This is a genomic window from Cohnella abietis (assembly GCF_004295585.1).
GTDB lineage: Bacteria > Bacillota > Bacilli > Paenibacillales > Paenibacillaceae > Cohnella > Cohnella abietis.
In genome coordinates this window covers 7,013,866-7,034,407 of the sequence record NZ_AP019400.1, presented here as the reverse complement: position 1 = coordinate 7,034,407, position 20,542 = coordinate 7,013,866, and the positions used below count along the sequence as shown (strand labels likewise).

The following is a 20,542-nucleotide window of genomic DNA, read 5'->3' as shown; positions in this document are numbered from 1 at the left end:
ATTTGTTGAACATGAGTTTAAAGTCGCTGGCTTGGAGCGTGGCAGCGTTACTTTTAATTGTTACATTTGCATCACCGCTTATGTTATTGACTATTTTCTTAGTCATGACCCCTTTCGTTGTTCTGTTTAATTTGTTACAGCCAAAGTTTATGATTGTGCATCTTGTCCTAATTGGGATAATCGCATATTTTCTAGCCGGTGGGTACGGACAAGGTGTACTGAGTATCGCTTTCTTTTTCCTCATTCCATCATTAGCTATGGGGTATATTTACAAAAGGGGAGGGAAGGCACGTACGGCTATCTCGACCGGATCCGTAGTTGTTCTGGCCCAGCTATTGATCGTGCTGCTTATTTTCACCGTACAGTTCGATATTGATCTCAAAGCAGAGTTCAGCTCGTATTTAGCAGAAAGTCTGAAGCAAATTGAGACGGGCGGGGTTTTACAGGCTGGTTGGGCTGTAGATACTGCCAAAACTTTCAGCGATTTAATTATGACGGCATTGCCTATGCTGCTCTTGCTCATAGCGTTTCTGTTAGCAGTTATTACACACGGACTGTCCCGACTAGCGTTTCGTACAGTCGGTCTGGAAGCACCATCCCTACCGAAGGCGAGTACATGGAGAGCACCTAGAAGCTTAGTAATGTATTACTTAATTGCTATGATTGCCAGCTTCGCTATGTCAGAGGACGCGAGTGGCTACTGGTCAATTGCCATTACAAACCTTGTGCCGATTCTAAGATTTGTGTTTACGGTTCAAGCGATAGGGTTTTTCTTCTTCTTAGCAGAAACTAAGAAATGGCCTAGAGTGGTTCCGTTGCTATTCTGTATACCGCTAATGCTGTTTCCCCCGGCTTATATTATTGGCTTGCTCGACATAGCCTTTCCAATGCGTAAATTTTTTGTGAAATAGTGTGAGGAAAGAACAAGGTGTGTTGTGTTTAGAGCGGTTTAGCGACCACCATTAGACGGGAGCGAAAGCGGATATGCCCAAGTTTCTCGTGCAGCGTTGGCACGGTATGCATGTCGTATGGGCACTTGTGCTCATCTTCATGCTAACCGTAGCATTGGCTTGGTACCAATGGCTGTTCGGATTGTTAGGATTAGTGCTTGGTGGGGTTGTTGCTGCTTATGGCATTCTCGCGGAGAAGGCCTTTCGCAATGATCTGAACGACTATGTCTTAACATTGTCTCATCGTATTAAGAATGTTGGTAATGAAGTTATAGCACAGCTTCCCTTTGGTATTATTATTTTTAACGAAGACAAGGAAATTCAATGGCATAATGCTTATATTGCAACTGTAATCGGTCGAGCTTCAATTGTTGGAGATCCGCTGACTACTCATTTTCCAGTTCCCCAGCATCTGATCAAGGATAAGGAATCGGTTATTGAAGCTACGATAGGCGGTCGGGTATATGAGCTGCTGCTCCGCGCCAACGAGCGATATCTCTATGTTTGGGATATTACAGAGCGGTGGACACTGAAGAAACGCTATGACGAAGAAAAGCTAGCGCTAGGGATTGTTATGATGGATAATCTCGAAGAAGTTGCTCAAGGAATGGATGAGCAGCAGCGTGCGCTAATGCTCTCTAAGGTGACTGGTGAGATTAACGAATGGTCCCAGAAGTATGGGTTATTTTTACGCCGATTATCCTCAGATCGATATATGATTATTACTAATCAGATTACACTCAAGACTCTTGAACAATCTCGCTTCGAGCTATTGGATGATGTGCGCGAGATTACGATAGAACAGAAGCTTCCGATGACCTTAAGTATCGGCTTTGCATCTGGCGCTGACAATGTTATCGAGCTTGGGCATTTGGTGCAGGGGAGCTTGGACATTGCACTTGGACGCGGAGGCGATCAGGCTGTAGTGAAATTTGGTCAGCGTCAGAGCTTCTATGGTGGGAAAAGTAATGCCGTTGAGAAAAGGACGCGTGTTCGTGCGCGGGTAATCTCACATGCGTTACGGGACCTCATTAAGGAAAGCGACAATATCGTCATCATGGGACATAAAATGCCGGATATGGATGCCATAGGGGCAGCAATCGGTATTATGAAGGCGGCGCAGCTTTACGGCAAGGAAGCTTTTATCGTACTAGAAGGCGTTAATCCTGCTATTCATCGAATGATGGATATGCTCAGGGAAGACGAGAAGCTAATGAAGAGATTCGTTTCACCGGAGCATGCGATGGGCCTAATAGGCAAAAGAACGCTCGCCGTCGTTGTCGATACGCATCGCGCAACAATGGTAGCAGAGCCGAAGCTTCTTCAAGGTACTGATCGAATTGTTATCGTGGACCACCATCGTCGCAGTGAGGAATTCATAGATGATGCGGTATTGGTGTATATGGAGCCTTATGCTTCCTCTACATGCGAGCTTGTTACTGAGCTACTGCAATACATTCATGAGCGAGTCGTACTCGACGTTAGAGAAGCTACAGCGTTACTAGCAGGGATAACAGTAGATACCAAAAGCTTTGCCTTCCGCACAGGGTCACGAACCTTTGAAGCTGCTTCATTTCTTCGCCGTAACGGTGCCGATTCGGTTCTCATTCAGCGCATGCTGAAAGAGGATCTGGAGGAATACATTCGTAAAGCGGAAATTATTCGCAACGCTGAAACCTATCGGGATTGCATTGCAATAGCGGTAGCTGAAACGGGCAAACAATTTCCACAGCTACTTATCGCGCAGGCAGCGGATACTTTGCTCAATATGACGGGTATCAAGGCTTCATTCGTTATTGGATTGCGACCAGATGGCACAGTTGGGGTTAGCGCAAGGTCTCTAGGCCAGATCAATGTACAGATTGTAATGGAACGACTTGGCGGCGGCGGACATTTTACGAACGCTGCTTGTCAGATTCAAGGAACGGTAGCCGATGTAGCAGTTAAATTAAAGCAAGTACTCAAAGATCTCGAAGAGGAAGAGGGTTTATTTGAATGAAGGTAATCTTCTTACAGGATGTTAAAGGCCAAGGGAAAAAGGGCGAAATTAAAGAGGTATCCGAAGGTTATGCGCGTAATTTCTTGCTGCCTAAAGGCGTTGTAAAGATAGCAACTGATGGAGCTAAGAAGACTTTGGATCAGCAGGTAGCTTCAGCCCAGAAGAAAAAGGAAGAAGAGAAGAACGAGTTTAAAGCTCTAGCCGCTCGCTTATCTGAGATGACTATCGTCATTAAAGCGAAGGCAGGAGAAGGCGGACGGTTGTTCGGCGCGATTACAAGCAAGCAAATAGCGGAAGCATTGGAAGCTCATAAAATAACGATCGACAAAAGAAAAATCGAGCTGGAAGATCCTATCCGTGTATTAGGTGTAACGAAAGTAACCGTGAAGCTGTATCCTGATGTGAAGGGCACGGTAAACGTACAAGTCGTGGAGGAATAGCCCAATGAACGGAAACGGGGATCAGCAGCTAGTATACGATCGCATACCTCCGCAAAATCTGGAGGCGGAGCAAGCCGTTCTTGGTGCCATACTGCTTGAATCTGAGGCGCTTATTACATCGATGGAGCGCTTGAAAGCAGAAGATTTCTATAGTGTCTCCCATCAGCGCATTTTTGACGGTATGGTGGCTCTCAATGACGATAATGAACCCATCGATCTCGTAACCTTAACTGCTCGTCTTCAGGATTTAGGGCAGATGGATGAGATCGGCGGGGTCATGTATTTGGCTAAGCTGGCAAACTCGGTTCCAACTGCAGCAAACGTGGAATACTATGCTCAGATCGTAGAAGAGAAGTCCATTCTCAGACGTCTAATTCGTACCGCTACGCAAATTGTCTCCAATGGTTATGCAACAGAGGATGATGTTGGCGTTCTGCTAAATGATGCAGAGGCACGGATTATGGAAATTTCGAGCCGTCGGAGTGCAACTGGCTTCATCAGCATACGTGACGTTCTTATGGAAGTATTCGAGAAGGTTGAATTTCTCTATAACCATAAGGGCGGGGTATCAGGAATTCCTTCCGGGTTTATTGATCTGGATAAAATGACAAATGGATTCCAGCCCAATGACCTTATCATAGTCGCAGCTCGTCCATCGGTAGGTAAGACGGCGTTTGCCCTGAACATTGCCCAGAATGTAGCTGTTCGCTCTACAGAGACCGTCGCTATCTTCAGTCTGGAGATGTCAGCCCCTCAGCTTGTTCAGCGGATTATCTGCGCGGAATCTAACGTGGACGCAACACGCATGAGAACGGGGCATCTAGAAGGCGATGATTGGGAAAAGCTATCTATGGCGATTGGTGCTTTGTCCGAGGCTCAGATTTACATCGATGATACACCAGGTATTACGGTATCAGACATTCGGGCAAAATGTCGCCGACTCAAGAAGGAGAAGGGCCTCGGTATGATTCTTATCGATTACCTTCAGCTTATTCAAGGGCGGGGCAAAGCCGGCGAGAATCGTCAGCAGGAAGTATCTGAGATTTCTCGTACGCTGAAGCAAATCGCGCGTGAGTTAGAGGTTCCTGTTATTGCCCTGTCACAGCTATCGCGGGGAGTAGAGCAACGGCAAGACAAGCGCCCAATGATGTCAGATCTTCGGGAATCGGGATCGATTGAGCAAGATGCCGATATCGTTGCATTCTTATATCGTGATGATTATTACGACAAAGAGTCCGAGAAGAAAAACATTATTGAGATTATCATTGCCAAGCAACGTAATGGTCCCGTCGGCACCGTTGAGCTTGTATTTTTGAAAAATTATAATAAATTCGTTAGCCTTGATCGATCTCATGAGGCTTCCTAGTCAGACGCTGGTTATTGGGCTAAAAGTTAGACTGAATTCCGAACAATTAATTAGGCAGTCGCGGCATTGTTCGTTTTTCCGTTGACTTCCAAAGTCGTAGTTGCTACACTTATCATGCTGCCTGATCGCCTCGTTCGCGATTTCGGGTGGCATTATCATGCCGGTGTGAAGACACTCCGGATGGAGGGATTGTATTGTCAACAGTCGTTGTTGTAGGTACGCAATGGGGAGACGAAGGCAAAGGTAAGATTACAGATTTTCTAGCCGAGAAGGCAGATGTTGTTGCTCGGTATCAAGGCGGTAATAACGCCGGACATACTATCCTCATAGAGAATAAAAAGTACAAATTAACAATGGTACCTTCCGGTATATTTAACCAGAATAAATTGTGCGTCATTGGGAACGGAATGGTTATTAATCCGGGAGCTTTGGTGGAGGAAATTCAATATATACGCGACAATGGATTTTCAACGGATAATCTGAAAATCAGTGATCGTGCTCACGTTATTATGCCATATCACCTTGTGCTCGACGCTTTAGAGGAAGACCGTAAGGCTGACAATAAAATCGGCACAACCCGTAAAGGGATTGGCCCTTGTTATATGGACAAAGCTGCACGTAACGGTATTCGTATCGCGGATCTAATGATTCCTGAATCATTCGCAGAAAAAGCACGCAGCATAATCGAAGATAAGAACCAAGTTATTATTCAGATGTACAACGGTGAGCCACTTGATGCTGAAAGCATCATTAAGGATTACTTGGCGCTTGCTGAATTGCTTCGTCCTTTCGTAACCGATACTTCGGTTATTCTTAACGATGCTATCGATGCGGGCAAGAAAGTATTGTTCGAAGGTGCTCAAGGCGTTATGTTGGACATCGATCAGGGTACTTATCCATACGTAACGAGCTCTAACCCTTCTGCAGGTGGCGTGTGCATCGGCTCGGGCGTTGGTCCTTCGAAGATTAAAGAAGTAATCGGTGTGGCTAAGGCTTACACAACTCGTGTAGGGGACGGACCTTTCCCAACTGAATTGAACAATGAGCTTGGACAATGGATCCGCGACAAGGGACATGAGTATGGTACAGTTACTGGCCGTCCACGTCGTGTGGGCTGGTTTGATACTGTTGTTGTTAGACATGCACGTCGTGTAAGTGGAATTACAGGTCTGTCACTTAACTCTCTGGATGTGCTTACTGGACTTGAGACAGTTAAGATTTGTACGGCTTATAAATTCCGCGGCGAGCTGATGGAGCACTATCCTGCTAACCTTAAGCTGCTTGAAGAATGCGAAGCGGTATACGAGGAGCTGCCAGGCTGGAGCGAGGATATTTCAAACGCTAAGACTTTAAGCGATTTGCCAGAAGCGACTCGTAAATTCGTTGAGCGTGTAACAGAGCTTACGGGTATTCCGATCGCGATCTTCTCCGTTGGCCGTAACCGTGAGCAAACGAATCAAGTAGTTCCTATCTATCAAGCTTAATCCTATATAAGTCGAAAGCCGTTTGGCGGATGCTAACATTCCGCTGAACGGCTTTTTGGTATGCCAGAAAAAGTAGAACAGCCCACCACCAACCACATTCCGAGTACTGCACACTGCCACCAACTGCATCCCAAATACCACACACCACCACCAACCACATTCCGAGTACTGCACACTGTCACCAACTAGCATCCCGAATACCACACACCACCACCAGTCAGCATCCTGAGTTCGCCCACAGCCACCAACTGCATCTCGTGCACTCACCAACTACTACATCCCGCCTGGAAGACACGATGTGTATTAGCTAACGAACAGTATCGTGCTTATTACCGATAAAATGACATCTTTTTTTGATCTAACTAACTCCAGTGGTGTTATTGAGGTACATTTAGCGGGGAATGGGGCTACTTTGCAGGGATTAGGGTGTTTAGAGTTCATTACAAAATAAAACCATTAGATTTTGATCAAATAAGATTTGCTGGGTTTGTTACGTCATATGTAGCAACAATCGCAGGGCTTAACCAGCATCCGCCTAAGGTCTAGGAACAAACACGTTCCTTAGACCATTTTTTTGAGTGTGGGAACAAATTACAATAAATCCAGAACCTCGTCAGTCGATGACGCGCGAACATAAGAAAAATTAAAATAGAGAAGTGGAGAGAGTACTAATGAAGTTTTTTACGAATTTTTCCCTGAGGAATTCTGTTGCTGTTGTACTATTAGTTATTTTAATAGCGGTGGGCGGTATTTATTCTGCTACGCAATTCAAACAGGAGCAAATGCCAGAGGTTACGTTTCCTGGCATTATCGTAACGGCAGTCTATCCAGGTGCGGCGCCGAATGAGGTATTGAATCAAGTGACTTCACCGCTTGAGAAGGTACTGAAGAATGTTGATGGAGTAAAGAACGTCACTTCCCAATCAGCTAATAGCATCTCGATGGTGCAGCTGGAGTTTAACGGAAGCGAAGATATGAAGAAGAAACAAGAGCTGGTGAAACAGGTCATAGGAGACGCTCAGCTTCCAGAGGGTGCTCAGAAGCCGGAGGTTCTCTATTTCTCCACAACAAATCAGCCTATTATGTATACAACGGTGGCAGCCAGCGCTGGGGTATCGCAGGACGAACTGAATAATATCGTAAAAAACTCGATTGTTCCCGATTTACAAGCGCTAGAAGGTGTTAACGAAGTCAAGGTAACTGGGCTTAAGGATGACGGCGTGTATATTCGCTTAGATGCATCGAAGATGGCCGAGAAGGGTATTACGTACGAACAGGTATTGGGAGCTTTACAAGCAAATAACCTAAGCGTGCCGCTTGGAGAAGCCACGATTAAGGATAATAAGCTTCCTGTTTTCGTTCAAGGTGATTTAAGCTCCATTGAGCAATTGAAGGAGTGGAGCCTCACTCAGGATGGCAATGTCAAGCTAACCGATATCGCGCAAGTGGAGAAAGGTAAGGATCTTGATGTAATCAGCATAACGAACGCGGAGCCGAGCATCACCTTAAACATTGTAAAGTCCGGAAATGCGAACACTGTGGAAGTATCAGATAAAGTACTTAAAGTTTATGAGGACGCTGAAAAAACCGGTAAGATAAAATCGTTAGTTATGTACAACAGAGCCAGTGACGTGAAGGAATCCGTAAATACACTCGCACGAGAGGGCGCATTAGGAGCGTTGTTCGCTTCGATACTCATTTTGTTCTTTTTAAGGAATTTCCGTGCCACTTTAATCGCTATCGTGTCCATTCCACTATCTATGCTCATTGCGATGATTTGCTTGAAGTATTTTACGGACGTGACGTTGAATATTATGACGCTTGGTGGATTAGCAGTGGCAACCGGTAGGGTTGTAGATGATAGCATTGTCGTTATCGAGAATATCGTGCGCCGTATGAAAGGAGAGAAGATTAGCAAGGAGCTCATCCTATCGGGAACAGCAGAGGTTGGCAGGGCTATTACCTCTTCCACTCTCACAACGGTAGCCGTATTCGCACCATTAGGATTGCTACAGGGTATGATTGGTGGATTCTTCCGGCCATTCGCTCTGACTGTCGGCTTTGCGCTCATCTCGTCCCTTCTAGTAGCGTTAACGGTTGTGCCTTTAATGGCTTGGGCGTTAATGAAAAATATGAAGCTGAAGGAAACGAAAGAATCTGCGATGAGCCGGGGCTACAAGAAAGTGCTTCGTTGGTCGCTTGGTCATAAAGCTATTGTTATTATCGTTGCATTGTTGTTATTCGTTGGAAGTCTAGTTCCGATGTTTGCTGGCAAAGTAGGAGCAGTATTACTTCCTCAATCAGATTATAAATATATGTTTGCCAATCTTACGATGGCTAAAGGTGCGAGTCTTGATGCAGTGAAGAAGGAAGCCGAACGCTTGGATATCGTTATTCGTGGACATAAGGATGTTGCGAATACGAATGTTACGATTGGTGGAGGAATGACGAGCAGAGGACAATCAAACGGGGCGGAATGGTTCATCGGACTTCGTCCAAATGCTGACCTGGATGAGTTTATAGATGAAATAAGTCCAAAGGTTAAAGTACCAAAAGGTATGGAGTTTAGCTTAGTTAAAGACGACATGGGTGGCGGAGGCAGCATTGATATTTCCGTAACAGGCCCTTCGGCTAAAGACATCCGTACTGCAACGGAGCAAATAACCGAAACGGTCAGGAGCCTTAAAGGAACCGATAAAGTAAATAATAATCTGCAGGATGGTACGAAGGGTATCGCGATTGAGGTTCGTCAGAAGGATGCGTCCAAATACGGTCTCTCAGCAGCACAAGCGTCTATGATTTTGCGGCCGTTCCTTACGGAGATGAATGCAGGTAGGATTGGTGACGGTACACAAGCAAGCGATCTTTATCTATCGTTGAATGGGGTTTCTATCGCTTCTATAGAAGATATTAGTAAGCTGACGCTGCATACTCCAGTAGGAACAGATATTCAGGTTAAAGATATAGCGGAAGTAAAAGAGGCACAGCTTCCTAGCACCTTACAGCTCAAGAATGGCTCAGAGTATGCGACTGTTTCAGCATTAATTACGGACAAAAATGTAAGCAAAGTTAATCAGGAGCTAACTAAAGCACTAGATGAGCTTTCTCTGCCAACAGGAGTTTCCTACTCCATGGGCGGCAGTGATGCGGATGTTCAGCAGATGATAAGCGATATGCTGATGGCTATGCTAATTGCCATTGGAATGGTTTACATCGTAATGGTCATTGCGTTCCGTGAAGGTAGAGCACCACTTGCTGTTCTATTCTCTCTGCCCTTCGCTTTAATAGGCGGTTTAGTCGGAATTATTGCAGTGGGTGAGCCGGTATCCGTCTCAAGTATGATAGGATTCCTGATGCTGATTGGTATCGTAGTTACGAATGCAATCGTGCTAATAGAGCGTGTGCAGCAGCAGATCGAACATGGTCTTACGATCCGAGAGGCATTAATCGAAGCGGGTGGAACGAGGCTACGCCCCATTCTGATGACAGCTATTGCCACAATCTGTGCCTTAATGCCACTAGCTATTGGTCTTGGTGGGGGAAGCATTATTTCCAGTGGACTTGCGATAGTCGTAATTGGTGGGCTAACGAGCTCTACTATTCTCACACTTGTTGTTGTTCCTGTCATCTATGAAATGCTTTATTTCAAACGTTCTCGCAAGCAACGTCAGCTCGCTAAATCTGCCAAAGAGGAAGTAGCAGCTTAGAGATTTATCAATGATCAACTAACATCCCTCATTCCAATCTAGGTGTTTCCTCTATGAAGGAAGCTCTTAGAAAGGAATAGGGGTGTTTTTTGCAATTAGCAATGGCATTTATATGAATGATTAAAGGGAGGTTTGCCCATACTAAACCTATGAAAACCTTTTAGCAGGAGGGTATAGGAATGTTTAAGTGGGTAAGCTGGGTCATCAGGATGGGAGCGACAGCTTTGCTGCTCAGCTTCTTGTGTATTTGGACAACGGGTTATATTGTGAATAGTTATGTGGAAACTATAGTCAAGCAATTAGATTTGCCGATAGAAACGCAGCCATTCGCTTTATCTGGGGTATGGGGAACGTTATGGGGAGCACAGAAGCCCCCGAAGGCTGAAGCCTCAGTAAGCAAGACACCAACTGACAAGAGCGTTCAAGAGGAGAATGCTTCACCAAGCTCGCCGACCACCGATCAACCGACGGATAATCACGTAAGCAATGAGACTGATAAGGGTCATTTTGGAAATATACCTGATCATAACGCGGCGGTCGAGCCTGAAGACGGGGCAAGTCCAGACGCTGGTGGAGAGGTTGGCTCGAAGCCTGTTTTTAATAGTGGGGAGATTGCAAACCAGCTTTCTGACGAAGAGAGACAGTCGCTGTATGCGTTGGTTGTATCCAAGTTAAATCCAGAGCAGCTGAAGCAGCTCTCCGATTCATTGAAGGGTGGACTAACGGCTGGAGAGCTTACACAGATGGAGAGTATGCTGAAGTCAACGTTAACCGATTCTGAATATTCTCAAATGATGGAGCTCCTCCAAGGTAGCAAAAAAACCGATACCGAAGCCTTACCAGAGTAATATACGGCTCATAATCTAGCGACCACCGGTTCATATAACCGGTGGTTGTTTCCATTTTTCATAATTCTAATGAGGTCAAATGGTTGATAGAATTATCTGCCGTATGCTAAAGTGAAATACATGCATATGTCAAAACCGGGGAAATAGAACATCGAATGCAAGGGAAAAGGAGAAGATCATGGCCGATTTCAGGGGAATGGATCGAATCCGGGAAATGATAGCCGCAGCACGGCAAAGCTTCCGGCATGTTCGGTTCAAGCAATTGAAAGGTATGACCACTACCAGTAATTCGACGCAGCCCATTCGTAGCAATAGACTTCGCAATTATCGCCAGCCGCTTATCTTGACTGCATGCGGGATCATCGCATTAGTCGCGATAGGAGTCGGAGGGTATAAATATGTACAAGCCCACAGTGTTGACTATTATAGTGTTTTACTTGATGGGAAGCCTGTAGGAGAGATCAGTAGTCAACAGAAGGTCGACGAGCTGCTAGTAGCTAAAGCTGCCGAGCTAGAGAAAGCAGACACCCCTGTACGCTCAGTCCTTAATGAGAATCAGGTCACCTACACGCTTGAAAGGGCTTACAAGAAAAAGACGGATGACGATGCGACACTCACTCGTTTATCTGAAATGCTGCTTACCCATCCGATCGGTGTGAAGCTAGTCATTGATGGTGAAGAGGTAGGAATCGTTCGCGATGAGAAAACAGCGAAGGCCATTCTACAACGGGTGAAAAATAAATATGTGCCAGCGAAGCTAACCGTTAAGAAAGCCGCACCAGAAGTAACATCGTTATCGGTGAAGGCAACCTCATCGGCAACGAATGCGGCGGATGTGAAACCGCAACGAACAGTAACTTCAGTGAGCTTTGTGGAACAGGTTAAGACGATTCCCGCGGATATTGAAGCCTCGCAGCTATCAGATCCGGATGAGCTGTTTCGCAAGCTTACAGAGGGTGAACCCGTTCCAAGGAAATATACAGTCCAGAAGGGCGATTGCTTAGGCTGTATCGCGGCTAAGATGGATGTTACCGAAGAGCTCATTCTTAGCAACAACAAGTGGATCAAGGGTGATATGATTAAAATTGGAGATGTGCTGGACCTCTCAGTAGATGAACCGCCTCTCTTAAGTGTAAATTCGGAAGAAGAAGTAACAGAGATTGAAGATATAGAGCCGCCAATCGAATATCAGAAAAGCGATTCAATGAAGCTAGGTCAGCAAAAGGTTCTTAAAGAAGGCACCAAGGGTAAGCAGCAGGTAACTTACCGCTTACTTAAGCGAAATGGTTCTCTCATTGAGGAAGAGCAGGTTTCTCAGACGATTCTTCAGGCTCCTACTGCCACAATTATTCTTAAAGGTACTAAGGTTATTCGCGGCGAAGGCTCGGGTAAATTCTCTTGGCCTGTTATGGGAGCACGGATTACTAGCTATCAAGGCACCAGATGGGGCCGGATGCATAAGGGAATAGATATAATCGGCAAGAGCAATATCCTTGCTGCTGATGAAGGTGTTATTGAGTTCGCTGGTTATAAGTCAGGTGGATTAGGTAATGCAGTAATTATTAACCATAAAAATGGATTCAAAACCACCTACGGTCATATGAAGAGCGTCAGTGTTAAGAAAGGTCAGATCGTTCAGAAGGGCGATGTGATCGGGATTATGGGTAGCACTGGGCATTCCACCGGCACTCATCTTCATTTCGAAGTTTATTTGAACAATAAGCTTAAAAATCCAACGAGCTATTTATAGGGATATATTTTAAGGACATATTTGTAAGGATATAGAGGCTTTCTCAGTCGTCTTCACTGGACCTGGGAAGGCCTTTTTTCTATCCTAAGATAATCTTGTGAGAACAGTGCAATAACTACCACGAAACGCCATTGGGGTCTTGCTCGCATTATGGTAAGATAGCAGTAGATTAGCTTCCGAGAAGCGGGAGGCGGTGACGCATATGTTAGGTAAAATTCTGGTCGTAGATGATGAGCGGCCGATTGCAGATATTTTGAAATTTAATCTTGAAAAAGAAGGCTATGAGGTCGTTTGCGCCTTTGATGGAGAAGCGGCGGTGCGGCTTGCTTTCGAAGAGGAGCCGGATTTAATTCTGCTCGATTTAATGCTTCCCATTAAGGATGGTATGGATGTGTGTCGTGAGGTGCGTACGCGTCTTTCAACCCCCATTATCATGCTGACGGCAAAGGACAACGAAATCGATAAGGTGCTCGGGCTAGAGCTCGGAGCCGACGATTATGTAACGAAGCCGTTCGGTACACGCGAGCTGCTTGCTCGTGTTAAGGCACACTTACGGCGTCAGCGTAAGGTGGAAGCTTCTAGAACGGATGAGGATGTTCAGCCGGAAGCGGAACGCCAAGGCCTGAAGCTGTTTAATCTATTCATTGATACAGATATGTATGTGGTCTATAAGAATAATCAGCCTCTCGATCTAACCCATCGAGAATTTGAATTGGTTCATTATCTAGCTAAGAACAGCGGGAAGGTTATGACTCGCGAGCATCTGCTACAGGCAGTATGGGGCTTCGAATATTTCGGGGATGTGCGCACGGTGGATGTGACCATTCGTCGTCTGCGGGAGAAGCTAGAGGATGATCCTAGCCGCCCAGAGATTATTATGACTAGACGCGGACTTGGTTATTTGGTACGCAATCCGAAGATGACTGGCGGTCATTACGGATGAGAGGCATCAGCATGTTCCGCAGCATTCAGATTAAGCTTATTATGATGGTGCTGCTGCTCATCCTGATCGCGGTTCAATTGATCGGGGTGTACTTCATCAGCACGATGAAAAATTCCTTAATCAATTCCTTCACCACTAACTTGAATGTACAAGCCAATCTGCTGACGACCCTATTATCCTCAGATAATAAAGATGCTAAAGATGCCGATTCCCAAGCGGGCACGAGTGCAACGCTTAGCGCTCTTGTAAGCACCTTTTTCTCCAATAGTGGCGCTGAAATTCAGGTGCTTGATGCTAGCGGAAGGGTGCTAGCTACCTCTACTGCTAAGGCCTCTCAGCAATCGAATATTGGACGTAAAAATACTTCGTTGCTGGTCAGCCGTGCGCTACAGGGTGTAAGGGACAATGAGGAAGAAATTATTGAGGAAGATAACACGCGAAGCAAAGTCATTGTCAAACCTATCTTTAGTAACGGGAAGATCGTAGGTGCGATCTACATCGTAGCCTCGATGAAAGAGCTGTACAAGACGATGGAGGGAATTAACCGGACTTTCGTGTCCGCAACCTTAATTGCTCTTGGACTTACGGCTATTCTAGGTGTACTACTTGCAGGGACGATTACTTCACCGATCAAAGCACTTACACGACAGGCGTCTGCAGTAGCTGAGGGGCGCTTCGATGAACGAGTTCCGGTATTCGGGCAGGATGAGATTGGACAGCTTAGCGTTGCCTTTAATGATATGACAGATCGTCTCAGCGATGCTCTGTCCATCAATGAGGAAGAGAAAGAGAAGCTGGCGTCTATTCTATCCAATATGAGCGATGGCGTCTTAGCTACGGATGAACTGGGACGAGTTATCGTCACGAATCGGAGAGCAAGAGAAATGCTGGGCTTCACGGAGCCTAAGGACGGAATGACGTTATCTGAGGCTCTTGAAATTGATAAGGACCCAATCGCGAGTACGCTCAAGGGTCAAGAATCCTCTCTGCTGCTTAATCGGATGCTTGATGATCAGGAAGAGGATCTGGTGTTCCGGGTAACACTCACACCAATTCGTAGCCGGGACAAAGGGGTAGCAGGTGCAATCGCGGTGCTACAGGATGTCACGGAGATGGAGAAATTGGAGCAGTCCAGACGAGAGTTCGTTGCCAATGTCTCACATGAGCTGAGGACTCCGCTAACGACGATTAAGAGCTACGCCGAAGCATTGGATGATGGGGCGCTTGATGAGCCGCCACTAGCTGACCGATTTGTAGGCGTTATTCGTAGCGAGACGGAGCGGATGATTCGACTGGTAACGGATCTTCTTCACTTGTCTCGATTTGATTCAAGACGCAATCAGCTTCGTAGGCAGAAGACGGATCTGACAGAAATGCTGGAGGAAGTCGTTGACCGATTCTCATTCCAATTGCGGCAGAAGGCCATTACAGTATCCGTTAAAGTAGAGAAGCAGCTTCAGACAGCGTTGCTGGACCGGGACGGAATTGACCAGGTGCTGGACAACCTAGTCTCTAATGCGATCAAGTATACGCTTGACGGAGGCTCAATTGACATTTCAGCCAAGGACAATAATGCTGGACAACTGGCGATTGCCATTAAAGATACGGGAATTGGTATTCCCAAGAAGGACTTAAATCGTATTTTTGAAAGATTCTACCGTGTGGATAAGGCACGATCGAGAAATATGGGCGGAACAGGGCTGGGCTTATCGATTGCCCGGGAAATCGTTCGGGCACATGGCGGCTCTATATCATTGGATTCCGAATCGAATGTCGGAACTGTCGTTACGGTGCTGCTGCCGATTGTGCCGGAAGGAAGTGAGACCGCATGATAGAGAAAGGAAAGTCAGGTCTACTCTTCTTGCTTGTGGTGCTTAGTCTCGTGCAAAGTTACTTTCTTGCTTACAGTAAGCCTTATCTGGAAGCGAGGGTAAATACGGAGCTGAGCTATGTAAAGACAGAGCCTTTGGGTAAGGGGGAGAAGCTTGAAAATCTTATCTTCCCAGAGCAGCTCGTTCTTCATATGGGGAATGACAAGCATACTGTGTTCTATCCAGGCGCGCAGCGATTTTACGAGCTAATCCTCACAAAGCTGCAGCTCCGTACGTTCAAAGGCATGAAGCGGGAGTCCTTGAATGCAATTGATTGGGACAAAATCAGGCAGGAGGATCTGGGGGTTGAGCTAAGATTTGGGCGCCCGATACCCTTCGAGCTCCTGCAGCGAGTATTTAGAATTGATGGAGATTTCTTATTCTCCAGAGACTCTATTGATCGAATCTGGATATATACAAGTAAGGGTCGTGAAGAAGTACGAACCTTCTTCTTCAGTGCGGATGGGCGTTATGTCTATGAATCGCAGCGAGCGGATTTGACAGTTGGAGATGTTGAAGGCTATGTTGGCTTCGGCCAGTTCTGGGATCCCTATACTTCAGAGGATGGAAATATATACATTCCTGATAAGCCGATTACTCGACTGATGGAGATGGAGGTTCCGTTTACTCGATATACTCCGGATCAAATGCAGGATAATTTGTTTTTCGATCCTAGCAGTACAAGAATTATTCGGGATAAGACGGGGCCCTTGTATTATACCGATAATAAGAAGGGTCTCAAGATCGATCAGGACGGGACTTGGCTATTCTACACGGATCCCACGGCTCCAACCTCAGGTGACGATAACAATATGATTGATAATGTGATGTCTGCTATTAACTTCGTGAATGAGCATGGCGGCTGGAATGGTCAGCATAAGCTCGTCAAGGAAGTAGAGCCTGAATCCGGTAACGCGATTATTCGGTTCCAGCAATATTACCGGGAAGTCCCTATTGTGTCGAGCAGCTCCATGAACTTCGGATATATGCAGCTGACCCTTCAGCAGGGGCTTGTGTCATCTTATAATCGTTCCTTGCTTATTCTAGGTAGCGAAGTTACGAACAAGCACAGTAGGCAGCTTCCCGGCGGCAAGCCCTTACGGGAGTTACTGAACCAAATGGATCCAACCGGCAAAAATATTGAAGCGTTGTTTCCAGCATACAAACCAACTATAGGGGAGCAATCGGTAGTCCTGAGCCCCGTATGGGCAGTGAGGCTTGTAAGCGGCGAGGTAGTTATTTTGACAGAATCCACACCAGTGATGTTAAAATAACGGTCTTTGTACACGATGAGATGGGTAGAACGAGAGGAGGCTAGGGATGGACTGGAGACGAGCCAAAAGCGTATTGATATTTTCCTTTCTTATGCTGAATGTTGTTCTAGGTTATCAGCTATGGACCGAGTACCGAGAGAGATTAAACACGGCGGTTGACTGGACATCCCTTCCCTCCGAAACCTTACAAAGCATGCGAGAAAGAAATATTAAAATAGATGACAATGCTAAGATTCCTACAGAGACGCCGTTCATGCGGGAAATAACGTATTCCATCAAACATCACTTCGGGAAGGATGCTGATGATCGAATACCGATAGTCCCAACGCCAGAAACAAGAATCGTCTATTTTGAGGACGAGCTTGTTAATGCCCTGGGCGGTATTATCCCTGAGCTGAGCAGCTACAAATTTGATCCTGCTGGAAGCCGAGAAGGAGTATACTTCGTCTTTAACCGGATGGAGGGGAAATGGCCGATATTCGACATTCATCTGAATCTATTCTATAGCGAGCAGAAAATAAGAGCCTATGCACAGGATATTATTCAAATTAAACCTTCGACTGGTGTTAAGGATCAGCAGGTGCTTCCTGCAACTAAGGCTTTGGCAACCGTTATCGAGAGAAATTTACCAGTAGGATCGGTCATCAAGGAAATTCGTCTGGGTTATCACGGGGAAAAAATATTTGATGAACCGGAAGTGCAAGTTTCCGTGCCTTCTTGGAGGGTTTTGCTGGAAAATGGCGAAGAAGTTTACTATGTAAATGCCATCAGCGCTGAAGTCACGACAGAGAAAGGCGATGCCCTCGCTAATTCTTAGGCGAATTCAACTGAATCAATACGAATAATGTGCCTAAGCTATCGAATCATCGTTTGGGAGAGGAATAGGAAGCTATCATGGGACTTCGATTCACAGTTCTATCCAGCGGATCAACAGGTAATGCAACTGTTGTGTCCACGGACTTGGCTACGGTACTTGTTGATGTCGGCTTTAGCGGCAAAAAAATAGAAGAGTTATTAAGTGAAAGAGAGATTTCAGCTCAAGATCTGGATGCGATATTCGTTACTCATGAGCATTCCGATCATATTAAAGGGCTCGGTGCTTTCGCGCGCAAGCATAAGCTTGCCGTCTATGCCAACGAGAAAACCTGGGGAGCTATGAAGAGGACAATTGGTGAAATACCGGAAGACCAGTGCAACATTTTACCATCGGACAGTGTAATGGAAATTGCTGATTTAAGAATTGAATCCTATGCGATCTCTCACGATGCGATCGAGCCGGTTGGCTACTGCTTTCAGGCGGATGGAGGTAAGCTCAGCTTGGCTACGGATCTTGGCTATGTGAGCGACAAGGTCATGCGTCAGCTGCAAAATTCCGATGTGATGGTGCTGGAGTCCAATCATGATGTTAACATGCTCAGAATGGGCCGGTATCCATGGAATATTAAGCGGCGCATCTTGGGGGATACAGGCCATCTATCGAATGAAGCGGCTGGAGAAGCATTATGTAGCTTGCTTACGGGCAGCTTACGCAGAGTTTATTTGGCACATTTGAGCCAAGAGCATAATCTTATGGATTTAGCCAAACTAACTGTGAATACAGTATTAGAAGACAACGGAAACTTCTACCGCAAGGATGAATTCGCCTTATGCGATACTTATCATGATCGACCAACTGCTTGGGATATTATTAAGTAATCAGGGCTGTTTGCCGAAGTATAATAATAAGAAAGATTAGAGATTTATAACAGAAGCTGCCTATCAAGCTCGGCTTCCATCTGCAAAGCTTTCTCTTTAATTTCTTCCTGGGACAAAATCCCTTTATCAACTAAAAGCTCAATTATTGTACTTATAGCAAGCAGTTGCCTGTAGTGATCGTTTTTCATATCAGATACTTGCGATGCTAATTCAAGAAAATGCCATCCATACGCCGTTGATTTCATTTGGGTAATCTTCCTTTCTTTACCTGTGGTTTATGAGGGGAATTCACTTTTGCTTGCACGAACAGACGGGTTATAATTTCTACATACGTTTATATACTCATCTGATCGCTTTGATTCAATCGTGCAAGTAGACTGAAGGGTATCTAGCGGCTTACTCTCTCGATCTATTACTATTCTAGTCAAATTTCGAATAAACATTCCTATTAATTAAAATCAAAGTATATAAGATGAATAACTAGACAATATGAGTAAGAGGAAGACCCGCAGCGGCGAGGAGTAGGGACTGACCCCTATTTAGAAGGATGGTGCATGACCATGGGCTTGTTCGATGATGATTTTTACTCCACACGGGTTAAGAGACGTATACGCACGGGGAAGCGTAATAACTCTCGGCCTTTTGCAAGAAGGGGCCAAAGCTCCACATTTCGTATTGCATTCATATCCTCGGTTGCGAGCTCATTACTGGTCGTTCTCTTGTTCGTTGCCATCAACGGAGGCGGAGGAGAGAGAGGTAGTGAGGCGAGACCAGCTCTGACAGGGGGTCAGGCGCTCGTTGAAACCTCAGAAAGAATTATTTCGGCGTCTGAGAAGGTTCGTCCGGCGGTTGTCAGCATAGTCAACCTAACCAACCAAGCAATGGCGGAGCAAGATTTAGGCGATAATCCTGATGATGGCGAGATCATGAATAATGCAAACTTAGGCTCTGGTGTTATTTTTCAGAAAACGGACGGTAAAGCTTACATAATTACGAATGCTCATGTCATTGATGATGCAGCAGTCGTTCAAGCTGTCCTTATTAATGGGGATAGGAAAGCTGCTACGATTATTGGCAAAGACGTCGTAACTGATCTTGCGGTATTGCAGGTGGACGGTAAGGGGATTGATACGGTTGTTGACATCGGCAATTCTAGTAAGCTTCGTGATGGCGAAATGGTTATTGCGGTAGGCAATCCATTAGGCTTTGGGGATTCGTTAACGCAGGGGATCGTATCTAATAAGAAGAGGATCATTGCTGTATCCCTTAATCAGGATGGAATCTATGATTGGGAGCAGGAAGTCATCCAGATCGATGCGGCTATCAATCAAGGCAACAGTGGTGGAGCATTGGTGGATCTCAATGGGAAGCTAGTCGGGATCAACAGCATGAAGGTTGCGGATACGGGCGTAGAAGGCATTGGCTTTGCAATCCCGATTGATAATGCGATGCCTATCCTTAAATCCTTAATGGAAAAAGGCAAGGTATCAAGACCTTACATGGGCTTGTACTCTATGGATTTGGGCTTATATTTGGACAGCTCTAAAGACGATGGAATAAATGATGATCCGAATGATGAGACTAATAAAGGTAAAGAAGAGGACGGGGAATTCGAGGTAGCAGCGCCAGTAATTCCTGACGGAATTAAAAGTGGTATAATTGTGCTTGAAGCTGTCGGTCCTTCATTAGCAGCGGGACTGCAGTTCAACGACATCGTTGTAGCGCTGGACGGCAAGCCTATCAAAAGCACAATGGATCTTCGTAAATACTTGTATAACTCCAAGAAAATCGGCGAGTCTATGAAGGTAACGTATTATCGCGATGGGAAGAAACAAACGCTTGAGGTCAAGCTAACAGAAAAAGTGGAACAATCGGAAGAGCGTTAAGCTATAGAGCTAGAAGGGAATAAAGTCATGTATTGTGTATGCCGTGAGCATGTTGAGCTTGCGATTGATAAATTCGTAGATGAGCACGAGGATGCACCGGATCTGGTAAGTCTTGAAACAACGACCTTCTCGGCCTGGACGGCTCCAGAGCATTGCGAATGGTGTGGGAATAAGGCTGAAATTTTAGTTGTATAAAATAAGAGTGCACGACGTTGCAACCGCAATCCGAATAGGAATGCGGTTGTTTTGTGATGTATTGGCATCAGAATAAAAAGTAATAATGGGCAGATTCCCTAGCTCCGATGATAAGCCTTTGGTCGTTCGTTCCA

The 20,542-nt window shown here is 45.7% G+C and carries 16 protein-coding genes; 15 read left to right on the top strand and 1 reads right to left on the bottom strand.

Annotation, left to right across the window (positions count from 1 at the left end):
• Positions 1-11 precede the first annotated feature (11 nt).
• From KCTCHS21_RS30550 to KCTCHS21_RS30490, 13 genes are all read left to right on the top strand, one after another.
• Positions 12-911 (top strand): DUF2232 domain-containing protein, encoded by a 900-nt coding sequence (locus KCTCHS21_RS30550; protein WP_130616247.1) that lies wholly within the window; start codon positions 12-14, stop codon positions 909-911.
• Positions 912-984: 73 nt separating this feature from the next.
• Positions 985-2,949 (top strand): DHH family phosphoesterase, encoded by a 1,965-nt coding sequence (locus tag KCTCHS21_RS30545; RefSeq protein WP_130616246.1) that lies wholly within the window; start codon positions 985-987, stop codon positions 2,947-2,949.
• Entirely contained in the window at positions 2,946-3,389 is a 444-nt protein-coding gene (gene rplI / locus KCTCHS21_RS30540) for a 50S ribosomal protein L9 (RefSeq protein ID WP_130616245.1), read from the top strand. The genes KCTCHS21_RS30545 and rplI overlap by 4 nt, the downstream gene beginning before the upstream one ends.
• A 4-nt stretch (positions 3,390-3,393) precedes the next feature.
• Positions 3,394-4,755, top strand: coding sequence for a replicative DNA helicase (gene dnaB / locus KCTCHS21_RS30535; protein ID WP_130616244.1), 1,362 nt, complete (start codon positions 3,394-3,396; stop codon positions 4,753-4,755).
• Positions 4,756-4,949: 194 nt separating this feature from the next.
• Entirely contained in the window at positions 4,950-6,239 is a 1,290-nt protein-coding gene (locus KCTCHS21_RS30530; protein ID WP_130616243.1) for an adenylosuccinate synthase, read from the top strand.
• Positions 6,240-6,910: 671 nt separating this feature from the next.
• Positions 6,911-9,946: an efflux RND transporter permease subunit gene (locus KCTCHS21_RS30525; protein WP_130616242.1), complete on the top strand. Its 3,036-nt coding sequence runs from the start codon at positions 6,911-6,913 to the stop codon at positions 9,944-9,946.
• Positions 9,947-10,125: 179 nt separating this feature from the next.
• Positions 10,126-10,794 (top strand): hypothetical protein, encoded by a 669-nt coding sequence (locus KCTCHS21_RS30520; protein WP_130616241.1) that lies wholly within the window; start codon positions 10,126-10,128, stop codon positions 10,792-10,794.
• Between the two features lie 178 nt (positions 10,795-10,972).
• The gene (locus tag KCTCHS21_RS30515; RefSeq protein ID WP_130616240.1) at positions 10,973-12,544 is read left to right on the top strand and encodes a peptidoglycan DD-metalloendopeptidase family protein; all 1,572 of its coding nucleotides are present in this window, start codon (positions 10,973-10,975) and stop codon (positions 12,542-12,544) included.
• A gap of 202 nt (positions 12,545-12,746) precedes the next feature.
• A complete protein-coding gene (yycF, locus tag KCTCHS21_RS30510; RefSeq protein ID WP_130616239.1) occupies positions 12,747-13,487 on the top strand; it encodes a response regulator YycF in 741 nt (246 codons plus the stop codon).
• Complete coding sequence (walK, locus tag KCTCHS21_RS30505; RefSeq protein ID WP_130616238.1) at positions 13,484-15,319, top strand: cell wall metabolism sensor histidine kinase WalK; 1,836 nt, start codon at positions 13,484-13,486, stop codon at positions 15,317-15,319. Before yycF ends, walK begins: the two co-directional genes overlap by 4 nt.
• Entirely contained in the window at positions 15,316-16,632 is a 1,317-nt protein-coding gene (locus tag KCTCHS21_RS30500) for a YycH family regulatory protein (protein ID WP_130616237.1), read from the top strand. The genes walK and KCTCHS21_RS30500 overlap by 4 nt, the downstream gene beginning before the upstream one ends.
• A 46-nt stretch (positions 16,633-16,678) precedes the next feature.
• Positions 16,679-17,449, top strand: a complete 771-nt coding sequence (gene yycI, locus KCTCHS21_RS30495; RefSeq protein ID WP_130616236.1) for a two-component system regulatory protein YycI — start codon at positions 16,679-16,681, stop codon at positions 17,447-17,449.
• A gap of 77 nt (positions 17,450-17,526) precedes the next feature.
• Positions 17,527-18,327: an MBL fold metallo-hydrolase gene (locus KCTCHS21_RS30490; RefSeq protein WP_130616235.1), complete on the top strand. Its 801-nt coding sequence runs from the start codon at positions 17,527-17,529 to the stop codon at positions 18,325-18,327.
• A 44-nt stretch (positions 18,328-18,371) separates the two neighbouring features.
• Here KCTCHS21_RS30490 and KCTCHS21_RS30485 read toward each other — a convergent pair whose 3' ends face one another.
• Positions 18,372-18,572 carry a hypothetical protein gene (locus tag KCTCHS21_RS30485; protein ID WP_130616234.1) on the bottom strand — a complete coding sequence of 67 codons (201 nt, stop codon included), beginning with the start codon at positions 18,570-18,572 and terminating at the stop codon, positions 18,372-18,374.
• A 315-nt stretch (positions 18,573-18,887) separates the two neighbouring features.
• On the opposite strand from KCTCHS21_RS30485, the gene KCTCHS21_RS30480 reads away from it, so the two are divergent.
• Together KCTCHS21_RS30480 and KCTCHS21_RS30475 are read left to right on the top strand one after the other, a co-directional pair.
• Positions 18,888-20,213, top strand: a complete 1,326-nt coding sequence (locus KCTCHS21_RS30480; protein WP_130616821.1) for a S1C family serine protease — start codon at positions 18,888-18,890, stop codon at positions 20,211-20,213.
• A 27-nt stretch (positions 20,214-20,240) separates the two neighbouring features.
• The gene (locus tag KCTCHS21_RS30475) at positions 20,241-20,408 is read left to right on the top strand and encodes a CxxH/CxxC protein (RefSeq protein ID WP_130616233.1); all 168 of its coding nucleotides are present in this window, start codon (positions 20,241-20,243) and stop codon (positions 20,406-20,408) included.
• The last annotated feature ends 134 nt before the right edge of the window (positions 20,409-20,542 follow it).

Coding starts and splice junctions, on each gene's coding strand:
- KCTCHS21_RS30550 (WP_130616247.1), top strand. CDS start 12: ATGAGTTTAAAGTCGCTGGCTTGGAGCGTGGCAGCGTTACTTTTAATT.
- KCTCHS21_RS30545 (WP_130616246.1), top strand. CDS start 985: ATGCCCAAGTTTCTCGTGCAGCGTTGGCACGGTATGCATGTCGTATGG.
- rplI (WP_130616245.1), top strand. CDS start 2,946: ATGAAGGTAATCTTCTTACAGGATGTTAAAGGCCAAGGGAAAAAGGGC.
- dnaB (WP_130616244.1), top strand. CDS start 3,394: ATGAACGGAAACGGGGATCAGCAGCTAGTATACGATCGCATACCTCCG.
- KCTCHS21_RS30525 (WP_130616242.1), top strand. CDS start 6,911: ATGAAGTTTTTTACGAATTTTTCCCTGAGGAATTCTGTTGCTGTTGTA.
- KCTCHS21_RS30520 (WP_130616241.1), top strand. CDS start 10,126: ATGTTTAAGTGGGTAAGCTGGGTCATCAGGATGGGAGCGACAGCTTTG.
- KCTCHS21_RS30515 (WP_130616240.1), top strand. CDS start 10,973: ATGGCCGATTTCAGGGGAATGGATCGAATCCGGGAAATGATAGCCGCA.
- yycF (WP_130616239.1), top strand. CDS start 12,747: ATGTTAGGTAAAATTCTGGTCGTAGATGATGAGCGGCCGATTGCAGAT.
- walK (WP_130616238.1), top strand. CDS start 13,484: ATGAGAGGCATCAGCATGTTCCGCAGCATTCAGATTAAGCTTATTATG.
- KCTCHS21_RS30500 (WP_130616237.1), top strand. CDS start 15,316: ATGATAGAGAAAGGAAAGTCAGGTCTACTCTTCTTGCTTGTGGTGCTT.
- yycI (WP_130616236.1), top strand. CDS start 16,679: ATGGACTGGAGACGAGCCAAAAGCGTATTGATATTTTCCTTTCTTATG.
- KCTCHS21_RS30490 (WP_130616235.1), top strand. CDS start 17,527: ATGGGACTTCGATTCACAGTTCTATCCAGCGGATCAACAGGTAATGCA.
- KCTCHS21_RS30485 (WP_130616234.1), bottom strand. CDS start 18,572: ATGAAATCAACGGCGTATGGATGGCATTTTCTTGAATTAGCATCGCAA.
- KCTCHS21_RS30480 (WP_130616821.1), top strand. CDS start 18,888: ATGGGCTTGTTCGATGATGATTTTTACTCCACACGGGTTAAGAGACGT.
- KCTCHS21_RS30475 (WP_130616233.1), top strand. CDS start 20,241: ATGTATTGTGTATGCCGTGAGCATGTTGAGCTTGCGATTGATAAATTC.